Here is a 15,685-nt window from a genome sequence, read left to right on the forward strand (position 1 = left end):
CATGATTGAATTCAACGGCCAAGAAATAGCAACAGACAAACAAGGCTATCTGCTCGATAGTAGCCAGTGGCAGAAAGAGTTAGCTCCAGTTATCGCCGCGCAAGAGAATATTGAACTCACAGAGGCGCATTGGGAAGTGGTGATGTTTGTCCGTGACTTTTATCAGGAATTTGATACCAGCCCAGCGATTCGTATGCTGGTAAAGGCCATGGCAAAGAAATTGGGAGAGGACAAGGGTAATAGCAAATACTTGTATAAGCTCTTTCCCAAGGGGCCGGCAAAACAAGCGACTAAAATAGCCGGTTTACCCAAACCGGCTCGATGTATTTAGCCTTACCACCAACAAGCTATGCTGAGCTTGTCAGAATCATCTGGCAGGCTCAGAAACTTTTCTTTTGAGCCAACATACCACCTTTTAAAGTTTCTTCGCTTTGCGCCGAAAGGGGATAGTCCAAGCACCAAACTTATACCTTCCTGAATATCTTCGTTTCCATAATCAGCCCTCAAGCTCCTTCTTAATTCGGGGAACTACCACACGATAAGTTTTATCTGCTTCTTGTTTAGCAAATATCTGCTTCACACCCATTGTTATTAAGGTGGTAAAGTGCGACACGGCTCTCAAGTCCTTTAGGAAGGCAGCGAAGCGTCCCTATTCGGTACTTTTGAGTTCCATTTTGAGTTCTCCATTATCACATAAAAAATGATTAGGTCAGTCAAGGTGAAAACGATGATATCTATCGTTATGTTTGCCTCCTGCTCCCAATAAATAATAACGGGCGCAAAAATCAAACAAATACTGGAGGCAAGATAACAACACCCTATTAGCTTCAGCTTACCCCCAGTGAAGATTTTGCGTTCATAGCCTATACCGTATAAAGCAATGACCGCAAAAAATGTCGCTACTGTAGATGCAGTATTAACAGCCATAGAAAAGTAAGACTGCTCCATTCCTTGGTAAGCTGAAAACGGTACTGCGGTAGCCAATGAATTTCCAATTATGAGTAACCAAAAAAATAGCTTCGCTAAAAATTTGAACCTCATAGAGCCCTACTCTAGCTTAATCTAAGCCATTAAGGGCGCCACGTACACTGCGATACAGGGCTCCCATGGTCGAGTCGAAGACCCACTTAATCATTTTATAAGTTAGTTCAAACGCTTTGCCCACAACCTTGCCTGCGAAAACCAGCATATGCCCTAATAAACCCAAGGTTTGCTCGGCAAAACGCGCAGACGCCTTCGCTACTTGTTCTAAGGTACGCGCGACCATATCGTAAAACGTTAACGAGCTGCTGATCGCCGCTTGCGTTACCACTGCCGTGTAATAGCCGGAGTCTTTCAACAAGGTGATCAATGCTGAGCTTATTTTATCCGCCCAATGGCTTGAGAATGAAGCCTGAGCTCTGTCTTCAAAACGAAGACGCACAGGCTGGCTCAAGAAATTATCTGAGCGCTGCTTTAAGGTGGACCAGTCACTGGCGCTAGCGGTATTTAAGTAACCCGGAGTGCCATCGAGCTTATGGGCCGACACGTTAAGGCCTTGGCCATCGTCGAGGCGGAATTCACTGCCATTAAACGGCGCGTGAATAAAAGGCCAAAGCGGCACTTTAGGAACCGGATCGGCACCATGAGTAGAGCGGTATATATTCTCTAGTTTCGTAGTGGTTGAGCGGGCAAAATCGGTCTTACCTACACGCGGTGCGCCAAAGGTATATAGTTTAGTTGGCAAAGAATACTCGGTATTCACCCAATCAGCGGTCAATTGTGCCAACGCCCCGCCTAAGCTGTGGCCAACACAATGCACAACACCTGTGTTGCCGGCTTTGCGGTTACTATCAACAAACTGAGCAAACGCCTGCTTCATGGAGTTGAAGGTTTTATTAAATCCGGCGTGTACCATTTTATTACTGCTGCTGGCGCTAAGACCACAGTTTAAGTCTGTCAGTCCATCACGTAATGAGGCAGTACCACGAATCGCAATAACGCTATCGCCGGCAAACTCGTTGATGCCTTTACCAACAAAAGCAAAGCCCGTGCTTAAGCCGAACAGATGAGAGAAAAAACCACCTGAGACACCGTCAACAACACTGTCACCGGTGACAAACTCAAACGAGTTACGTAGATTAGGGCCAACGATAGAGCGCACATCTAGCACCTTACTTGCACCTTTAGCACGGTACGCCATGGCGGCGAGTTCAGAGGCCTGACGCGGGGAAAGAGTGTTCATAATTACTTAATTCCTTGTATGAGTATTTTTTTGCGTCGCTAAACCGCAGCGATCAGTCTAAGTTGCAAACACCATAAATAGTTTGGTATCTGCCCGGTACATCTTTAAATTCAAAGTCGTATATTTTTTCTTCACGCCCTATATCACAGTGCAAATCTTTAAGTTTGGCGGCAACAATATCATTTCCTTCAACTTGACCAATCAACGTGCCCCAGAGCGTGTATTTTTTATCGTCAACAATGACATAAATTGCTTGCGCGATGCCTTCGTTATCGAACATATTGCCCGGCTTTGACGATTCAATATTCTTTTCTTCAAAGTGAAAACGGCCCTTCTCGTCAGTGGTCACACTGTCACTGTAAACGTCGCCATAACTAATATCGCGGTGAATGGTCATGTGCGCCAGCGCGTCGCCGTTGTGTTGCACTTGGCCATACACTTCGGGTGATAACTGTACGGTGTGTTTTTTAAAAATTCCGAACATAGCGAATACCTTTATAGAAAGTACTAACAGTGATATACCAACGAGTACAGTGACCGAGAGCTTAAGCTGTCGGTACCACGACCCAGATTCAACATTGGAATTATCTATCAAAGCGAAGCTCCACATAGTGAAGCGCAACGAGGAAGGGGGACATACCTATGCAGTATGGCGATTCTTCCCTGAGCGCAATTCATTCCCTGGCTAAATGCAAACTACGCAGATAACCTGTTTGAGTATGTTCACATATTGTAAACAACACTGTGAGCAAAACTCAATCACTATTTGGCATAAAAAAAGGCGCTTTTATAGCGCCTTTTAATACTTTTTCATACTAATGACTTATTTGGTGTAAGCCCTTGGCATCTCACTATCCGTGGTATAACGCTCACGTAATTTATCATGGCGCGACTGAGTTGAGACCTCAGTACCGTTTATCCACACTTTTTCAATGCGAGTACTGAACTCGAACGGATCGGCACTCCAAAGTACCAAATCAGCGGGTTTACCCGGCGCAATTTGCCCTACATCTAAATTAAATGCCGAGGCAACATTACTGGTGATCGCTGCCAGTGCCCCTTGCGCTGTCATGCCATATGACACGGCATTGCCCGCATCAAAGCGCAATTGATACAAATTGTGAGCGCTATCTCCAGCAATGGTCAGGATCACGGTGACGCCTGCTTGCTCCAATTTCGCAGCGTTCTCTAAATGAGCGTGCATTGAGTCAAAACTACCTGGCAGGTTATCCATGGCACTGATCACCACAGGTGTATCACTGTCAGCAAGCTGCTCGGTAATTAATACGGCATCTTGCGCCCCCGCAAAAACCATGTCGACATCAAAGCGTGCTTTTACTTTGAGCAGCTCTAACATATCCGATGCCCGCGACACGTCTATCACTAGCGGGATTTCTTTGGCAAAGACTGCATCGAGGATTTCTGCCTCTTTGCCTTTGGACTTATCGTCGTCTTCATCACGTTCACTGTGCTTTTCTAGCGTATCAATCAGTGTTTGCAACGACAGCGCACGTGAGCCTTCATGTTTAGCTCCAAGCTTTACATGTAAGGCCACGCCTTGGCGGGTTACACTGTCAAATTCGCCTGATAACGACACCAATGACGCCAGGCCGGCAAAAATATCATCGCCACCATAGGGTGCAATCACATTGCTGGTAATACCGCCTTTGCGTGCATAAGGGATTAAGCTTGAGCGCGGATTGAAGGCTAAGCTTGGGTCGAAAGTCATTGTCGCTTTTTTATCACCGCCATCACGCGAGTCTGCAACGGCACTGACCTCCACAAGGCCTAAGCCGTTCAGCGAGCCAATAAAGCCCGGAGTGAGGATTTTATCCTCAGCATCAATAATGGTATCGGCGCTCACTTCACTGGGGTTCACAGCAACAATGTTACCGCTTTCTATTACCACTGTTGCGTCTTTTAATACGCCCTGCTGTGCTGCGGTATAGACCGTGGCATTGGTAATCGCCAGGCTTTCAGCGTAAGTTTGCGTGCTCATTACGAAGGCGGCGCTAATTGCTGTCAATTTAAATAAGTTCATCATACAACTCCTTAGCGTTGGCCTAACATAAAGTCACTTTGTGCTTGGTATTTTTCATCGTTACGGTCATACACTTTGGCACCGTCGATAAACACCTGCTCTGCTTTGGCATACACACTGAATGGGTTTTGATTCCAAAGTACCACATCGGCTTGCTTGCCTGCGCTTAAGGTACCCGTTTTATCTGCTACGCCCAGTGATTTTGCAGCATTGGAGGTGATCCACTTAATAGCATGCGCTTCATCAATGTCGAAGCCATTATCATTGGCGCGATACATTACTTTCGCCGCTTCTTGGTTTAGGCGCTGAATTGTGGTGTCAGAGTCTGAATGCACAATAGCGCAGGAATTTTTAACCGCATCTACGATGGCAACATTCTCTTGTACCATGTCATAGGCTTCCATTTTGAATCCCCACCAATCTGGCCACAGTGCGGCACAGTTGCCATTCTCAGCGAGTAAATCAGCGATTTTGTAAGCCTCGATACCATGGTGGAACGTGCCTGAGTGGTAGCCAAACTCTTTACCTAAATCAATCATCATCGCCATTTCTTCAGCTTTATAGCAATGATTGTGAATGAGGATGTCACCGTCCAATACCGCACTGAGCGTATCTAACGTAATATCACGCTCAGGCGCTTCTACGTTCTTACCCGCATCGTAGTCCGCTTCATACTTCTCCCAAGCACGCTTGTACTCAGTTGCGTCAATCCACGCCTTTCGGTAACCCGCCATGTTGCCCATTCGCGTTGATGGCAACACACCTTTACTGCCATAAACGCGCTTAGGGTTCTCACCACAAGCCATTTTTAAGCCATAGGGTGCCTCAGGAAACTTCATTCCCTGCATAGTGTGTGCCGGTACATTTTTTAGCGTCACGCTGCGCCCACCGAATAAGTTCGCTGAGCCGGGCAAAATCTGCAAAGTGGTGATCCCGCCTTCACGGGCACGGTTAAATCCAGGGTCTTGCGGCCACACTGAATGCTCCACCCACACGGCTGCGGTGTTAGGGCTGGTCATTTCATTACCATCTTGGTGTGATTCTACCGCTGGACTTGGATAAGCACCCAGGTGGGAGTGGACATCAATGATACCAGGTGTCACCCATTTACCTTGTGCGTTGATGGTGACATCGGCTTGCACGTCCAGGTCTTTGCCTACCTGCTTAATTTGCCCGTCAACCATGTACACATCGCCGGCATCGATGCGCTGACCATCACCCGTTAATACTGTGGCATTGGTGATCAACGTCGATTGACGTGGCATAGGCTGATAAGTACTTGGATAGGGGTTCTTTTCGATAGATATTTTTTCGCCTTGCGGACCGTCACTTTGCTGGCAACCGGCTACTGCCAGCGCCACGGCAACAGCACTTAGGCTTGCTGTGTATTTACGCATTGTTTTCATCACTCCGTTTTTTGCGTAACTTTAACCAATCATTGCGCAAAATGCGAAAATTTAAGGTTAATGAACAGTAAACTGAGATGAAAAAGAGAGGGTTATGGGTACACGCTTGGCAAAAATGATTAAATAAAAAACAACAGTGCCGACGCCTTGAGGTGGGTTATCCTGACACCCGCAGTTACATCTGCCGTGACACAATCCCAGCGACTGATGAGGATGAGCCGTCAAACTCGAAAAAGCGTCACCCTTTTCAACAAAAAAAGCAAAAAAAAAGTGTGTCCAAATAGGGTCGCCAATACCTTGAAAAATGGTGCGCTTTGCGCCCTTCGACACACTTGACACAGATGCTTACATTCGGAGACACCTTATTCATGCTATGAACAATTATGTGGCGCATACTTACATTGCACCCGACGAATGTACTAAGGAGAATACAATGAAACGCACCGCATTATTAACCAGCGCTTTGGCCCTTGGCCTACTTTCAACTACAGCCTCTGCAGATAGCTCAAAATTTATAGCTGCCGATAACAGCGCTGGCACCGAGTTATGTATGGCAATTACTAAAAACAGCCCACTGAAGCTGCGCCGCTCTATGAAAGAGCATTACGTTAATACCTACACCATGGAAAACAAATTAGCGTGTAATGATTTAACTGTTCGCCAATTTGCCAGCCTTTACGGCTTCGATCGCAGCCTCAAAGTCCTCAATATAGAGCGCCTAACTGAAACCTCTATTCGCGATTTAGCAGCCAAAAACGACACCGATTCTTTTATGGTGTACGGCTCAAAGTAATATCACCTTTGATTCCATCCCTGGAAGTAAAGCCCGCCAATGCGGGCTTTTTTTTTACAGCCAATAAGCGAGCGCACCGAACGCACCGCCAAAGACCCCTCCCCATACGACTAACCAGCCTAAGTGAGCGCGGATCATCGTTTGAATAATCTCTTTGACCATGGCTGGGGTTAACTCATCTAAGCGCTGGCTCACCAGTTGCTTAACCTGCGCCTGCAAATCGCTACCACCGCCTAGTTGCGCAATAATCTGCTCGCGTGTTTGTTCATCTTGTAGCATTTCTGCGATGGCCTCACGCATTTTATCAGCAAACGGCTCACGCATCGGCTCGAGCGCTGCTCGACCACCAAACATACCTAGCATGGACCCAAACTGTGACTGCTCTATCACCTGTACCAACTTATCAAAAGCCAGCGACATATCCAGATGGTTAATTAATGCATCCATTTGCGGCGCTGGCATCTGCGCTGAGGCCTTTTTGAGGTTCTCAGGAGATAGAAACTGCTCTTCAATGAGCTCATGTATCCCTTGTTTAAACGCATTAAATTTAATCTGCACCACACCTGAGCCGTACAATAACGGTACTTTTTCGAACAGCATATGCACGGCAAGCCAATTGGTTAGTGCGCCTGATAACGCAAATAACCCCATGCTCAACAACAGTGGCTGCTCTAGGTGCCACCCGACTAATGTAACAATGAGGGCAATCAATGACGTTACACTGCTTTTATTCACGCGTTCACTCCTTCTAAAATCGCTGCAGACTATTTTAACGTGGGATTAGACTTTGCGGAAAATTTTTGCATCAATCAACAACTTTGCCATACTCATATCACCGCACTCTAAATTTGCTAACTTGCCATGTGGAACGCCGTCGCCCAAGTAATTAGTGATACCTTAGCTACTCCTTTCGAAATCACGCAAAAGCAGCAATTAAGTAATTCCTCGGCCGATATGCTATTTCGTATCAGCGATGGGCAACATACATTTTTTGTTAAAGTTGCCCCGCTCAGTGCGCTGGAGCGTCTTGAGTGCGAAGCGCAAAGCTTGTCGCTATTAACACAAGAGTCGTTGTTTTTGGTGCCGGACTGCTTAGCCACAGACACCACTCTGGAGTTTGCTTTTAATATTATAGAGTGGCTGGATTTTAGTGACCCTACCCCTCCCAACTGGGCAAAAATGGGTGAATATCTGGCGATGATGCATCAAAAGCACGAACAGGCCATGTTTGGCAATGAACAAGACAATTTCATTGGCGTTACTGCACAGCCCAATCGATGGCACAAAAAGTGGGATGTATTCTTTAGTGAAGAACGTATCGGCTGGCAAATGCAGTTACTGGCGGAAAAAGGGTTTCACTTTTGTGATATCGATACGTTAGTGGATTGTGTTAAAGCGCGCTTGCACAGCCACAACGTGCAACCGTCATTATTACATGGGGATCTGTGGCGCGGTAATGTCGGCTTTGTTAACTCCGTCCCATGCCTATACGATCCAGCCTGTTATTACGGTGATAGAGAAGCGGATATTGCTATGACACGGTTATTTGGCCCTTTCCCAGACGCCTTTTATACCGCTTATAACGCACACTACCCGCTGGCGCACGATCATCGCTCCCGCGAGGGAATATACAACCTCTATCACCTGCTTAATCATGCCAACATCTTCGCCGGTCATTATTTGACGCAGGCGCGTGACAGTATCGAAACCATAATTCATCAACAAAACGGTGGCGATTAATAGCACAATTGCGCCTTTTCACTGCGTCAAATTAGTCGGAATTCGTAGCAAAAACGCACTATACTCAAAGTATGTCATCAGACTGTCATACGAGGCGGCTATGAAAGACTACAGCCTACAGCGCATTCGCTGTCCCCATTGCGGCAATCATATTTTTGTTGATGTCGATACATCTTCAGGGGATCAAGACTACTACGAGGATTGCTCAGCGTGCTGTAACCCTATTCACCTTAATATGCACATCGACTACGCCTTAAACAAAGTACAGTTAAGGGTCGACGCCGACGATGAGCAAATTTTTTAACCTGCGCATTGTTAGGGTTTGTGTTGTTGTAGGTAACGCTGCACCGTATTGACTATGGTGTAAGTCTGCTGGTCTACCTCAATATTAAAGACACTGCCAGTGACTGCCTCGCCAATATTGGTAATGCTTAAGGTTTCAGGAATAAGATGCAGCCAAAAGCCCTGTTCACTGAGCTCGCCCACGGTAAGGCTTGCGCCATTAACGCACACAAACCCTTTATATAAGACGTAGTCACGCCACTTCTCATCCAAGGATAAATGCAAGCGGCAGTTATCTTCACTGTCTATACGCTCAAGTACTTCACTGGTGGTGTGAATGTGCCCAGAGACAATATGCCCGCCTAACTCAGTGCCAAAGGTGACTGACCGCTCAAAATTAACTGCGTGGCCTGGTCGCAACTGGCCTAAGTTGGTGAGAGCCAAAGTTTCATCAATTACATCGAAATGCACTTGGCCGACAACATCACCGGCGGGGCTTTCTACTTTAACAACGGTAAGACAACAACCATTGATGGCAATGCTGGCCCCTAAGTCTAGGTGCTGTAAGTAATTTTTATTCACAGAAAGTACTAACCGCAGAACCGCGTCTTCGAGCTTTGCAGCAACGACATGAGCTTGGCACTGCACTATTCCGGTAAACATCGCTATTCCTTTTTTTCATATCACACACAGGATACACTTACCTTTTATCTTATCTGATGTTTTCTCTCTTATGAAGTTTTGTACTTGGGAGGCTGGGCGTTTGTTGCGTTTGGCCGCACCGGTGTTTTTTGCACAAGTTACGTTGGTATTAATGTCGGTCGTCGACACCATTATGGCTGGCCAAGTAAGTGCCGTTGACCTAGCCGCTCTTTCAATTGCGACCGGATTGTGGAACCCCATGGTACTGGCACTGTTAGGCGTCTTATTGGCACTCACTTCGTTAGTTGCTCATAGCTTTGGGGCAAATGACGAGCCGGCAATTCGTACCCATTTTCAGCAAGGCTGTTACTTAGCCGTGCTGCTCTGTTTAGCCGGCGTCGCGATTGCGCAATTGGCGCCGGTGCTCATTGCACAACTCGATACTCAAGCCAGCGTAAAAGTACTGGCTCAAGATTATATCGACTATATCCAATGGGGCCTGCCTGGGTTCTTTGTTTACTCGCTGTTTCGCAACGTGGCTGAGGGGAAGGCCTACACCGCGCCTGCATTTTATATTTCAATTATCGGTTTGCTGGTGAATATTCCCGCCAATTATATATTTATACACGGCCACTTCGGCGCACCTGCGCTCGGAGGTGCTGGCTGTGGCGTCGCTACGGCCCTCGTCTTTGCGGCCATGGGCAGTGCTCAGTTTATTTATAGTTTAATAAGTAAACGCATCGATGGACCAGGTTTGTTTCGTCATTTTGCCAAGCCTGACGGCAGAGCTATTTGGGCGATGTTTAAACTCGGCGTGCCGCTGTCATTAGCGACCTTTTTCGAGGTGACGTTATTTGCTTGTATTCCTTTATTTATTGCCTCGCTGGGGGCTATCGCCGTCGCCGGTCACCAGGTCGCCGCTTCGGTCACTACCTTGTTGTTTATGCTGCCAATGAGCCTATCGATGGCAGTGGCCATTCGCTTTGGCAACCTATACGGACAGCAGGACTTTGTTGCACTTAAACGCTGCATGAGTACAAGTTTTGTGTTGTCTATCGCCATCGCGGCATTGGTTGCCTTAGTCACTTACCTGCTGCGTTTTGATATCAGCGCCATATACAGTGATAACCCCGAGGTAATAGCACTTGCCGCAAGCATTATGGTGCTCGCCTGTTTTTATCAACTACCGGATGCACTGCAAGTGGTTAGCAGCGGTATGCTCAGAGGGATCAAGCATACCAGTCCAATTTCATACATTACCTTCATCTCTTACTGGCTGATCGGCTTTGCTCTAGGCTACGTACTAGGTCGTACTGATTACATCGTGCCAGCGATGGGACCGCAAGGGTTCTGGTTAGGGATCATTGTCGGCTTATCTTGTGCTGCGGTACTGCTTATTTGGACTCTCAGGAGGCGACTTGCTCAGGCTCCTTTTAATTTTTAGTTTGGTTGTGCTCGCTGGCTGCGCCGAGGGGCCCGAGCAGGTCCACGAAGAATATCGTGCGCGGCTCGCTAAATTTTTACCTATTAATGAAGCACATACCCTAACCGTTGAACGCTGGCCTGAGTTTAGCGCAGAGCCTCTGGACAGCGGCGTGCGCATGGGCATTTTGGAGCTTGGCCAACTGGGCCATTGTCAGCTTGCCACTGACATTGCCGGGCGCAACAATCAACTGGGTAAAGTTGCTACGGCCAGTGAACGTTTTAAGTATCACCTACGCTTTTTACAACAAGTGAACGCCTGCCTAAATCACCCCGATAGCGAGACATTAAGTCCATCGCTTATCGCTGCTCTTGAGCAGGAAAAACAATTTAAGACACGCACCCTGGGCCAAGCTTTTAATAACTTGCTGGCCCAAGAAAAAGAGCTTAAACACCTCTTTACCTTTTCGCGCAACGCGCTCGATTTTGACGAGCAAGCGGGTCGCGTAAATAGCCAAAGTGCGCTGACCCAACTTGCCAATATTGCAGATAACCTTGCCCAGCACAATGTTGAAGATATTGATACCGAGCAACTGACGCAAGCGCTTGAGCAGCTAAACCGCAGTGATTATATAGCCAAGTTACTGCGCGCAACGCGCGAGCAAATTGCCCTAAACAATGCCCTGAGCGCCGAGCTTGAGCGCATCAAGTTACCCGGAGATATTTGCGCTGCCCATAAAAACAACCGTAATAGCATGATAGTGCATAATATCTTTAACAAGTTCTACATTGGCCAACTGCAAGGCTTTCAAAGCCACCTCGCCGGCAGGTTACAGCAATTACAGCCCATTTTTACCCGCATACTGCAATTTCAGCCAGACGACAGCCATATCAAGGTACAGTTGCTAGGCACTCATGGCGAGCCGAGCTTGCTCGCGGAGCTTAAAACATCGAGCCGCCGCCATGTAACCTGGTGGCAAGCGTTTTACAAACACTGCGATTTAACACCAGGTGAGTAAAATAACAGCAAACAAACAATAATTCCTTGAAAGTTGCTTGATTAGCTTCGTTTCTCGCTATATATTACACCGCGTTGTCAACGCCGTAACGTTTTGCCTTGATAACAAAAAATTGTACGACCGTAGCTCAGTTGGTTAGAGCACTACCTTGACATGGTAGGGGTCGGTGGTTCGAATCCACTCGGTCGTACCAATTCTCAAAAAAGACATCTCGTATTCTGTACGACCGTAGCTCAGTTGGTTAGAGCACTACCTTGACATGGTAGGGGTCGGTGGTTCGAATCCACTCGGTCGTACCAATTCTCAAAAAAGACATCTCGTATTCTGTACGACCGTAGCTCAGTTGGTTAGAGCACTACCTTGACATGGTAGGGGTCGGTGGTTCGAATCCACTCGGTCGTACCAATTTATTTTCCAGCCTTTATTAATAAATTCAGAAAAATTTATTTCTGATATTGTATATTCAAGTGCCTATACAGAGTAACTCGAATAGAGCTTAAGCCTGTAGGTGAATTTGCCAATAGCCAACGTCCAGCCATTGCTCAAATTTGTACCCCACTTTTTCAAAATGCGCGACCTTATGCATGCCTAACGCCTGATGCAAAGCAATACTCGGGGGGTTAGGTAACGTAATGCCACCGATAGCGGTATGCACCCCCTGCGCGGTGAGTGTCTCGAGCAGTGCGCTATAGAGCTGGCGCCCTATTCCTTGGCCCTGATGTTGATGCGCCACATACACGCTCGTCTCGACAGCAAAACGATAGGCGCTGCGCTCTTTCCATTTACTCGCATAGGCGTACCCTTTGAGTTCGCCGTCTTGTACATATACCAGCCAGGGTAAGTCCACCGCTTTAATGCTTGCGATCCGCTGACTCATAAGCTGGGTATCGACAAGCGACTCTTCAAAAGTAAAGGTGGTGTGGCGAATATAATAGTTATATAGCTCGGCGATGGCCTTAGCATCTTCAGGCGTGACGTGTCGTAACAAAAGTACCTCGAAAGAAGTAAAGGAGCCCGAAGGCTCCCATAAAAGTAGGCTTACAGCTTAAACTGATTCACTGTGGCATTTAAAGAGCTCGCTAAGGCGTTTAAGTCTTTCGCCTCATTCGCTAAGGTGTCGGCATGGTGCGCGGTATTATTAACAAGATCGTTAATAGCACTCAAACTGGTGTTGATATCCTCAGCAACAATACTTTGCTCTTCAGTGCTGGTCGCTATTTGGTGACTCTGATCAAGCACATGCGCCACCGACTCCCCTATTTGCTCTAATGACTGCAACACGGCTTGGGTTTGTGTGACCGAGCCCTGAGCCCGCTCTTGGCCCTGCGCCATCATATTTGAGGCCTTATCAGCAATGCTTTGCAGTTTATCAATCATAGTGCGAATATCGTCGGTCGACTCTTGTGTGCGACTCGCAAGCGATCGCACCTCATCCGCCACCACGGCAAAACCGCGACCTTGCTCGCCAGCTCGTGCGGCTTCAATTGCAGCATTGAGTGCCAGCAGATTAGTTTGCTCAGCAATGCCGTTAATCACATCGATCACCGCGCCAATATTATTGGTTTCTTGCGCCAAGCCAGTGACCACTTGCGCGGCCTCGCCAATGTGTTCAGCTAGCTCATGCATCACCTGCTGTGACTGATTTGATTGCGAACGCCCTTGCTCACTAACCTGTTGCACCGATGCAGCGGCATCATTGGTTTGATTGGCGTTCCGTGAGATTTCATTGACTGTAGTGGCCATTTCGGTCACCGCCGCGCTGACACTGTCGACTTGTTGCTTCTCTTTTTGGATTTCACTGTTGGTTTGCCCAGAGACTTGTTGCAACTGGCTAGCGGCGGCACTTAACTGCTCTGCCTGCGCAGCAGTGTTCAGCATCATCGCCCGCAGCTTATCGATAAAGGTGTTCATGTGATGGGCAAGCTGGCCCACCTCATCGTTACTCGAGATATCAATACGCCGCGTTAAGTCGCCCTCACCGGAGGCAATATCACGCATAATATGGGTTAAGGTGGTGATAGGCTTGGCAACTAAATGAGTCACCCAGAAAATCATCGCAACAATAATGGCAAGAATCACCACCACGGCGATGGACGCCGACATCACCGCATCATTAACGGGCTCTTCAATTAAGCTCACTGGAATAAGCACTCCTAAGTGCCAATCGATCACCGGCTTATCGAGCTTTAGGCTATTGAATAAAGCATAAAACTCTTGGCCTTTAAGGGTCACCTTAACAATGCCACTGTCGTTGTTGGCTATTGCGCTATTAAGCGTATCAAACCCTTGAGTTTGCTTGAATTGTTGCTCAAGAGCACTCAAGTTATCTTTACCTTCACCGGTATCTGTTATCGACAATGAATGCCCGGTACGCTGCGATAAATGCACCACATTTAAATCACTGTCGAGCAAAAAGCCAAAGCCCTCGCCTTGGAAAGTAATGTCCTCGACAATGTCTTTAATGGCATTAATTTGTAAATCAACCCCACCTACACCGACCAGTTCTTTGGCGTCATTGTAAACCGGCTGCTGCACCACAGCGGATGCGTCTCCCGTGTTGATGTCGACAGAGATAGCGCCAACATAAAGTTGACCTTTATTCAGCGCATCTTGCCACCAGGGTCGCTTATACGCATAGTAAGGGCGACCATCGCCATACGCTGAGGTACGCTCATTTTCTTTGAAGTATTCACCGGTGTGAGCCGAGGCAAAAAACGCAGACAAAATATTACTGTCGCGACCGCTAATACGGATAAAATTATCGTTCAGTAGTGGATAATCAGGTAAAGAGGATAACGCCACACCGCGCTCACGGTAGTTATCGAAAAAGTCGACCATATGCGGGCTGGTCACATAGGTTTCAACTACCTTGCCGTATTGCGCAAAAAACGACTGCATCGACAAACGCTCAGCATCTAAGTAATTTTGTACTTCGCGCTCAACACTATTTCGAGATAAAGACGCGATATGGTTAATGAAGAACACGGCCACGGCAACCATTAAAACGCTCAAGGTGCCACCGATCAGCAATAAAATCTTCTGACGTAAGGAGAGGTTGTTTAACATAAGAATAATTATTATTTTGTTAAGCTAAGCTTCTATAAAAACACATCCTTACGCCCTTGACTACGTTATCATGACCAAAAAGTGAATAACCGCACAACATTTGACCAACCCTAATAATGCCACCGCCGCACCGTTTAGCCCCCTACCTTTGCCAAGGCTAGGGTTTTATACCTAATGTGATAAGTTAAGCTGCCACGACACACCATACCGGTCATTGAGCCAACCAAACCTATGGCTAAAGGCGTAGTTATCCAAAGGCATTAGCTCTGTGCCGCCCTCGGCTAAGGTGCGAAAGATGCTCTCTATTTCGCTCAATGATTGGCACTCTATGTACAACGAGATGGAGGGGGTAAAACTAAATGAGTGGTTAAGGTGGCTGTCGAGGGCCATAAATTCTCTGCCATTAATATGAAACTTTGCCCTTTTCACACTCCCCTCGGGTTCATGCTCGTCGGCGGTGTAATACTGAATATCGATGATCTCAGCATCGCAGAACAACGACGTATAGAACTTAATCGCCTCCTCGCACTTGCCCGCCTGATCGCCAACGAACATCAGTGAAGTTAAAATGGATTTCATCTCTGCCTCCGTTCTATCCGATGATACTGGACGCCTTATTTGCAGGCCCAAACCTTGTTGCGTAACGGCCAACCCACTGACGAGCACAACAAGGCTAAATTAAGCCAAGCACTTTATTTTCGCTTACTGCGCAAGTAGGTGAGAAAAACCAATCGCCCTAACTTAGCCAAGGTGTTGTTGCGGGAAACACCGTAACTCACCAAGCTTAAGCCAACAAACAGCAGCAGTCCCATGCCTAAGCAAAAGAGTAAATCATAGTTCTCATAGCCGCGACTGCCACTCTCAAGGCTACTTACTAACCCTACCGCCAGGCTAGCAATGGCTAAAATAAGTGCACATAAACCCATGCGAAATGGCCGTTTTCTGCGAGTCATGTTGTTCCTTGCAAAATTGCCGCCGCAACCACGGCAAATAACAGCCCAGTACATCGCAAAGCGTCAGGCTTCCCCCTAACCAGAGGGCGACCAACCA

The 15,685-nt window shown here is 47.3% G+C and carries 17 protein-coding genes and 3 tRNA genes; 9 read left to right on the forward strand and 11 right to left on the reverse strand.

Annotated elements, in window-relative coordinates:
* Position 1: 1 nt before the first annotated feature.
* Positions 2 to 331, forward strand: a complete 330-nt coding sequence (locus tag PRUTH_RS06085) for a TusE/DsrC/DsvC family sulfur relay protein (RefSeq protein WP_138508472.1) — start codon at positions 2 to 4, stop codon at positions 329 to 331.
* A gap of 296 nt (positions 332 to 627) precedes the next feature.
* Here PRUTH_RS06085 and PRUTH_RS06090 read toward each other — a convergent pair whose 3' ends face one another.
* The 5 genes from PRUTH_RS06090 to PRUTH_RS06110 form a co-directional block, all read right to left on the reverse strand.
* Positions 628 to 984, reverse strand: a complete 357-nt coding sequence (locus PRUTH_RS06090; RefSeq protein ID WP_151172848.1) for a hypothetical protein — start codon at positions 982 to 984, stop codon at positions 628 to 630.
* 73 nt (positions 985 to 1,057) lie between these two features.
* On the reverse strand, positions 1,058 to 2,224 hold the full coding sequence (locus PRUTH_RS06095; RefSeq protein WP_053911359.1) for a lipase family protein: 1,167 nt from the start codon (positions 2,222 to 2,224) through the stop codon (positions 1,058 to 1,060).
* Positions 2,225 to 2,276: 52 nt separating this feature from the next.
* Complete coding sequence (locus tag PRUTH_RS06100) at positions 2,277 to 2,708, reverse strand: DUF6795 domain-containing protein (RefSeq protein ID WP_022943985.1); 432 nt, start codon at positions 2,706 to 2,708, stop codon at positions 2,277 to 2,279.
* A 339-nt stretch (positions 2,709 to 3,047) separates the two neighbouring features.
* Positions 3,048 to 4,268 (reverse strand): amidohydrolase family protein, encoded by a 1,221-nt coding sequence (locus PRUTH_RS06105; protein WP_151172849.1) that lies wholly within the window; start codon positions 4,266 to 4,268, stop codon positions 3,048 to 3,050.
* An 8-nt stretch (positions 4,269 to 4,276) separates the two neighbouring features.
* Entirely contained in the window at positions 4,277 to 5,662 is a 1,386-nt protein-coding gene (locus tag PRUTH_RS06110; RefSeq protein ID WP_151172850.1) for an amidohydrolase, read from the reverse strand.
* A gap of 442 nt (positions 5,663 to 6,104) precedes the next feature.
* Between PRUTH_RS06110 and PRUTH_RS06115 the strand changes: the two genes are divergently transcribed.
* Positions 6,105 to 6,464 (forward strand): DUF3718 domain-containing protein, encoded by a 360-nt coding sequence (locus PRUTH_RS06115; protein ID WP_170268900.1) that lies wholly within the window; start codon positions 6,105 to 6,107, stop codon positions 6,462 to 6,464.
* A gap of 54 nt (positions 6,465 to 6,518) precedes the next feature.
* Here PRUTH_RS06115 and PRUTH_RS06120 read toward each other — a convergent pair whose 3' ends face one another.
* Positions 6,519 to 7,199, reverse strand: a complete 681-nt coding sequence (locus tag PRUTH_RS06120; RefSeq protein ID WP_045978707.1) for a DUF445 domain-containing protein — start codon at positions 7,197 to 7,199, stop codon at positions 6,519 to 6,521.
* Positions 7,200 to 7,325: 126 nt separating this feature from the next.
* Between PRUTH_RS06120 and PRUTH_RS06125 the strand changes: the two genes are divergently transcribed.
* Complete coding sequence (locus tag PRUTH_RS06125) at positions 7,326 to 8,204, forward strand: fructosamine kinase family protein (protein ID WP_138508373.1); 879 nt, start codon at positions 7,326 to 7,328, stop codon at positions 8,202 to 8,204.
* A 100-nt stretch (positions 8,205 to 8,304) separates the two neighbouring features.
* Positions 8,305 to 8,508 (forward strand): CPXCG motif-containing cysteine-rich protein, encoded by a 204-nt coding sequence (locus PRUTH_RS06130; protein ID WP_022943991.1) that lies wholly within the window; start codon positions 8,305 to 8,307, stop codon positions 8,506 to 8,508.
* Positions 8,509 to 8,519: 11 nt separating this feature from the next.
* On the opposite strand, the gene PRUTH_RS06135 is transcribed toward PRUTH_RS06130, so the two are convergent.
* A complete protein-coding gene (locus PRUTH_RS06135) occupies positions 8,520 to 9,149 on the reverse strand; it encodes a riboflavin synthase (protein ID WP_022943992.1) in 630 nt (209 codons plus the stop codon).
* Positions 9,150 to 9,219: 70 nt separating this feature from the next.
* Between PRUTH_RS06135 and PRUTH_RS06140 the strand changes: the two genes are divergently transcribed.
* The 5 genes from PRUTH_RS06140 (at position 9,220) to PRUTH_RS06160 (ending at position 11,974) form a co-directional block, all read left to right on the forward strand.
* Positions 9,220 to 10,572, forward strand: coding sequence for an MATE family efflux transporter (locus PRUTH_RS06140; RefSeq protein ID WP_138547204.1), 1,353 nt, complete (start codon positions 9,220 to 9,222; stop codon positions 10,570 to 10,572).
* A complete protein-coding gene (locus tag PRUTH_RS06145) occupies positions 10,547 to 11,569 on the forward strand; it encodes a DUF3080 family protein (RefSeq protein ID WP_170268902.1) in 1,023 nt (340 codons plus the stop codon). Before PRUTH_RS06140 ends, PRUTH_RS06145 begins: the two co-directional genes overlap by 26 nt.
* Before the next feature lie 116 nt (positions 11,570 to 11,685).
* Positions 11,686 to 11,762 (forward strand) — tRNA-Val (locus tag PRUTH_RS06150).
* Positions 11,763 to 11,791: 29 nt separating this feature from the next.
* Positions 11,792 to 11,868: transfer RNA gene (locus PRUTH_RS06155), tRNA-Val, on the forward strand.
* Between the two features lie 29 nt (positions 11,869 to 11,897).
* A tRNA-Val gene (locus PRUTH_RS06160) sits at positions 11,898 to 11,974 on the forward strand.
* Between the two features lie 91 nt (positions 11,975 to 12,065).
* Here PRUTH_RS06160 and PRUTH_RS06165 read toward each other — a convergent pair.
* From PRUTH_RS06165 to PRUTH_RS06180, 4 genes are all read right to left on the reverse strand, one after another.
* Positions 12,066 to 12,557 (reverse strand): arsinothricin resistance N-acetyltransferase ArsN1 family B, encoded by a 492-nt coding sequence (locus PRUTH_RS06165; RefSeq protein WP_045978704.1) that lies wholly within the window; start codon positions 12,555 to 12,557, stop codon positions 12,066 to 12,068.
* Between the two features lie 50 nt (positions 12,558 to 12,607).
* Positions 12,608 to 14,635 (reverse strand): methyl-accepting chemotaxis protein, encoded by a 2,028-nt coding sequence (locus tag PRUTH_RS06170; RefSeq protein WP_151172853.1) that lies wholly within the window; start codon positions 14,633 to 14,635, stop codon positions 12,608 to 12,610.
* 171 nt (positions 14,636 to 14,806) lie between these two features.
* Positions 14,807 to 15,214 carry a VOC family protein gene (locus tag PRUTH_RS06175; RefSeq protein WP_045978702.1) on the reverse strand — a complete coding sequence of 136 codons (408 nt, stop codon included), beginning with the start codon at positions 15,212 to 15,214 and terminating at the stop codon, positions 14,807 to 14,809.
* Positions 15,215 to 15,327: 113 nt separating this feature from the next.
* Positions 15,328 to 15,588, reverse strand: coding sequence for a hypothetical protein (locus PRUTH_RS06180; RefSeq protein ID WP_138542802.1), 261 nt, complete (start codon positions 15,586 to 15,588; stop codon positions 15,328 to 15,330).
* Between the last annotated feature and the right edge of the window lie 97 nt (positions 15,589 to 15,685).

The organism is Pseudoalteromonas ruthenica (genome assembly GCF_008808095.1).
GTDB classification, from domain to species: domain Bacteria; phylum Pseudomonadota; class Gammaproteobacteria; order Enterobacterales; family Alteromonadaceae; genus Pseudoalteromonas; species Pseudoalteromonas ruthenica.

Coding starts and splice junctions, on each gene's coding strand:
- PRUTH_RS06085 (WP_138508472.1), top strand. CDS start 2: ATGATTGAATTCAACGGCCAAGAAATAGCAACAGACAAACAAGGCTAT.
- PRUTH_RS06095 (WP_053911359.1), bottom strand. CDS start 2,224: ATGAACACTCTTTCCCCGCGTCAGGCCTCTGAACTCGCCGCCATGGCG.
- PRUTH_RS06100 (WP_022943985.1), bottom strand. CDS start 2,708: ATGTTCGGAATTTTTAAAAAACACACCGTACAGTTATCACCCGAAGTG.
- PRUTH_RS06105 (WP_151172849.1), bottom strand. CDS start 4,268: ATGATGAACTTATTTAAATTGACAGCAATTAGCGCCGCCTTCGTAATG.
- PRUTH_RS06110 (WP_151172850.1), bottom strand. CDS start 5,662: ATGCGTAAATACACAGCAAGCCTAAGTGCTGTTGCCGTGGCGCTGGCA.
- PRUTH_RS06115 (WP_170268900.1), top strand. CDS start 6,105: ATGAAACGCACCGCATTATTAACCAGCGCTTTGGCCCTTGGCCTACTT.
- PRUTH_RS06125 (WP_138508373.1), top strand. CDS start 7,326: ATGTGGAACGCCGTCGCCCAAGTAATTAGTGATACCTTAGCTACTCCT.
- PRUTH_RS06130 (WP_022943991.1), top strand. CDS start 8,305: ATGAAAGACTACAGCCTACAGCGCATTCGCTGTCCCCATTGCGGCAAT.
- PRUTH_RS06135 (WP_022943992.1), bottom strand. CDS start 9,149: ATGTTTACCGGAATAGTGCAGTGCCAAGCTCATGTCGTTGCTGCAAAG.
- PRUTH_RS06140 (WP_138547204.1), top strand. CDS start 9,220: ATGAAGTTTTGTACTTGGGAGGCTGGGCGTTTGTTGCGTTTGGCCGCA.
- PRUTH_RS06170 (WP_151172853.1), bottom strand. CDS start 14,635: ATGTTAAACAACCTCTCCTTACGTCAGAAGATTTTATTGCTGATCGGT.
- PRUTH_RS06175 (WP_045978702.1), bottom strand. CDS start 15,214: ATGAAATCCATTTTAACTTCACTGATGTTCGTTGGCGATCAGGCGGGC.
- PRUTH_RS06180 (WP_138542802.1), bottom strand. CDS start 15,588: ATGACTCGCAGAAAACGGCCATTTCGCATGGGTTTATGTGCACTTATT.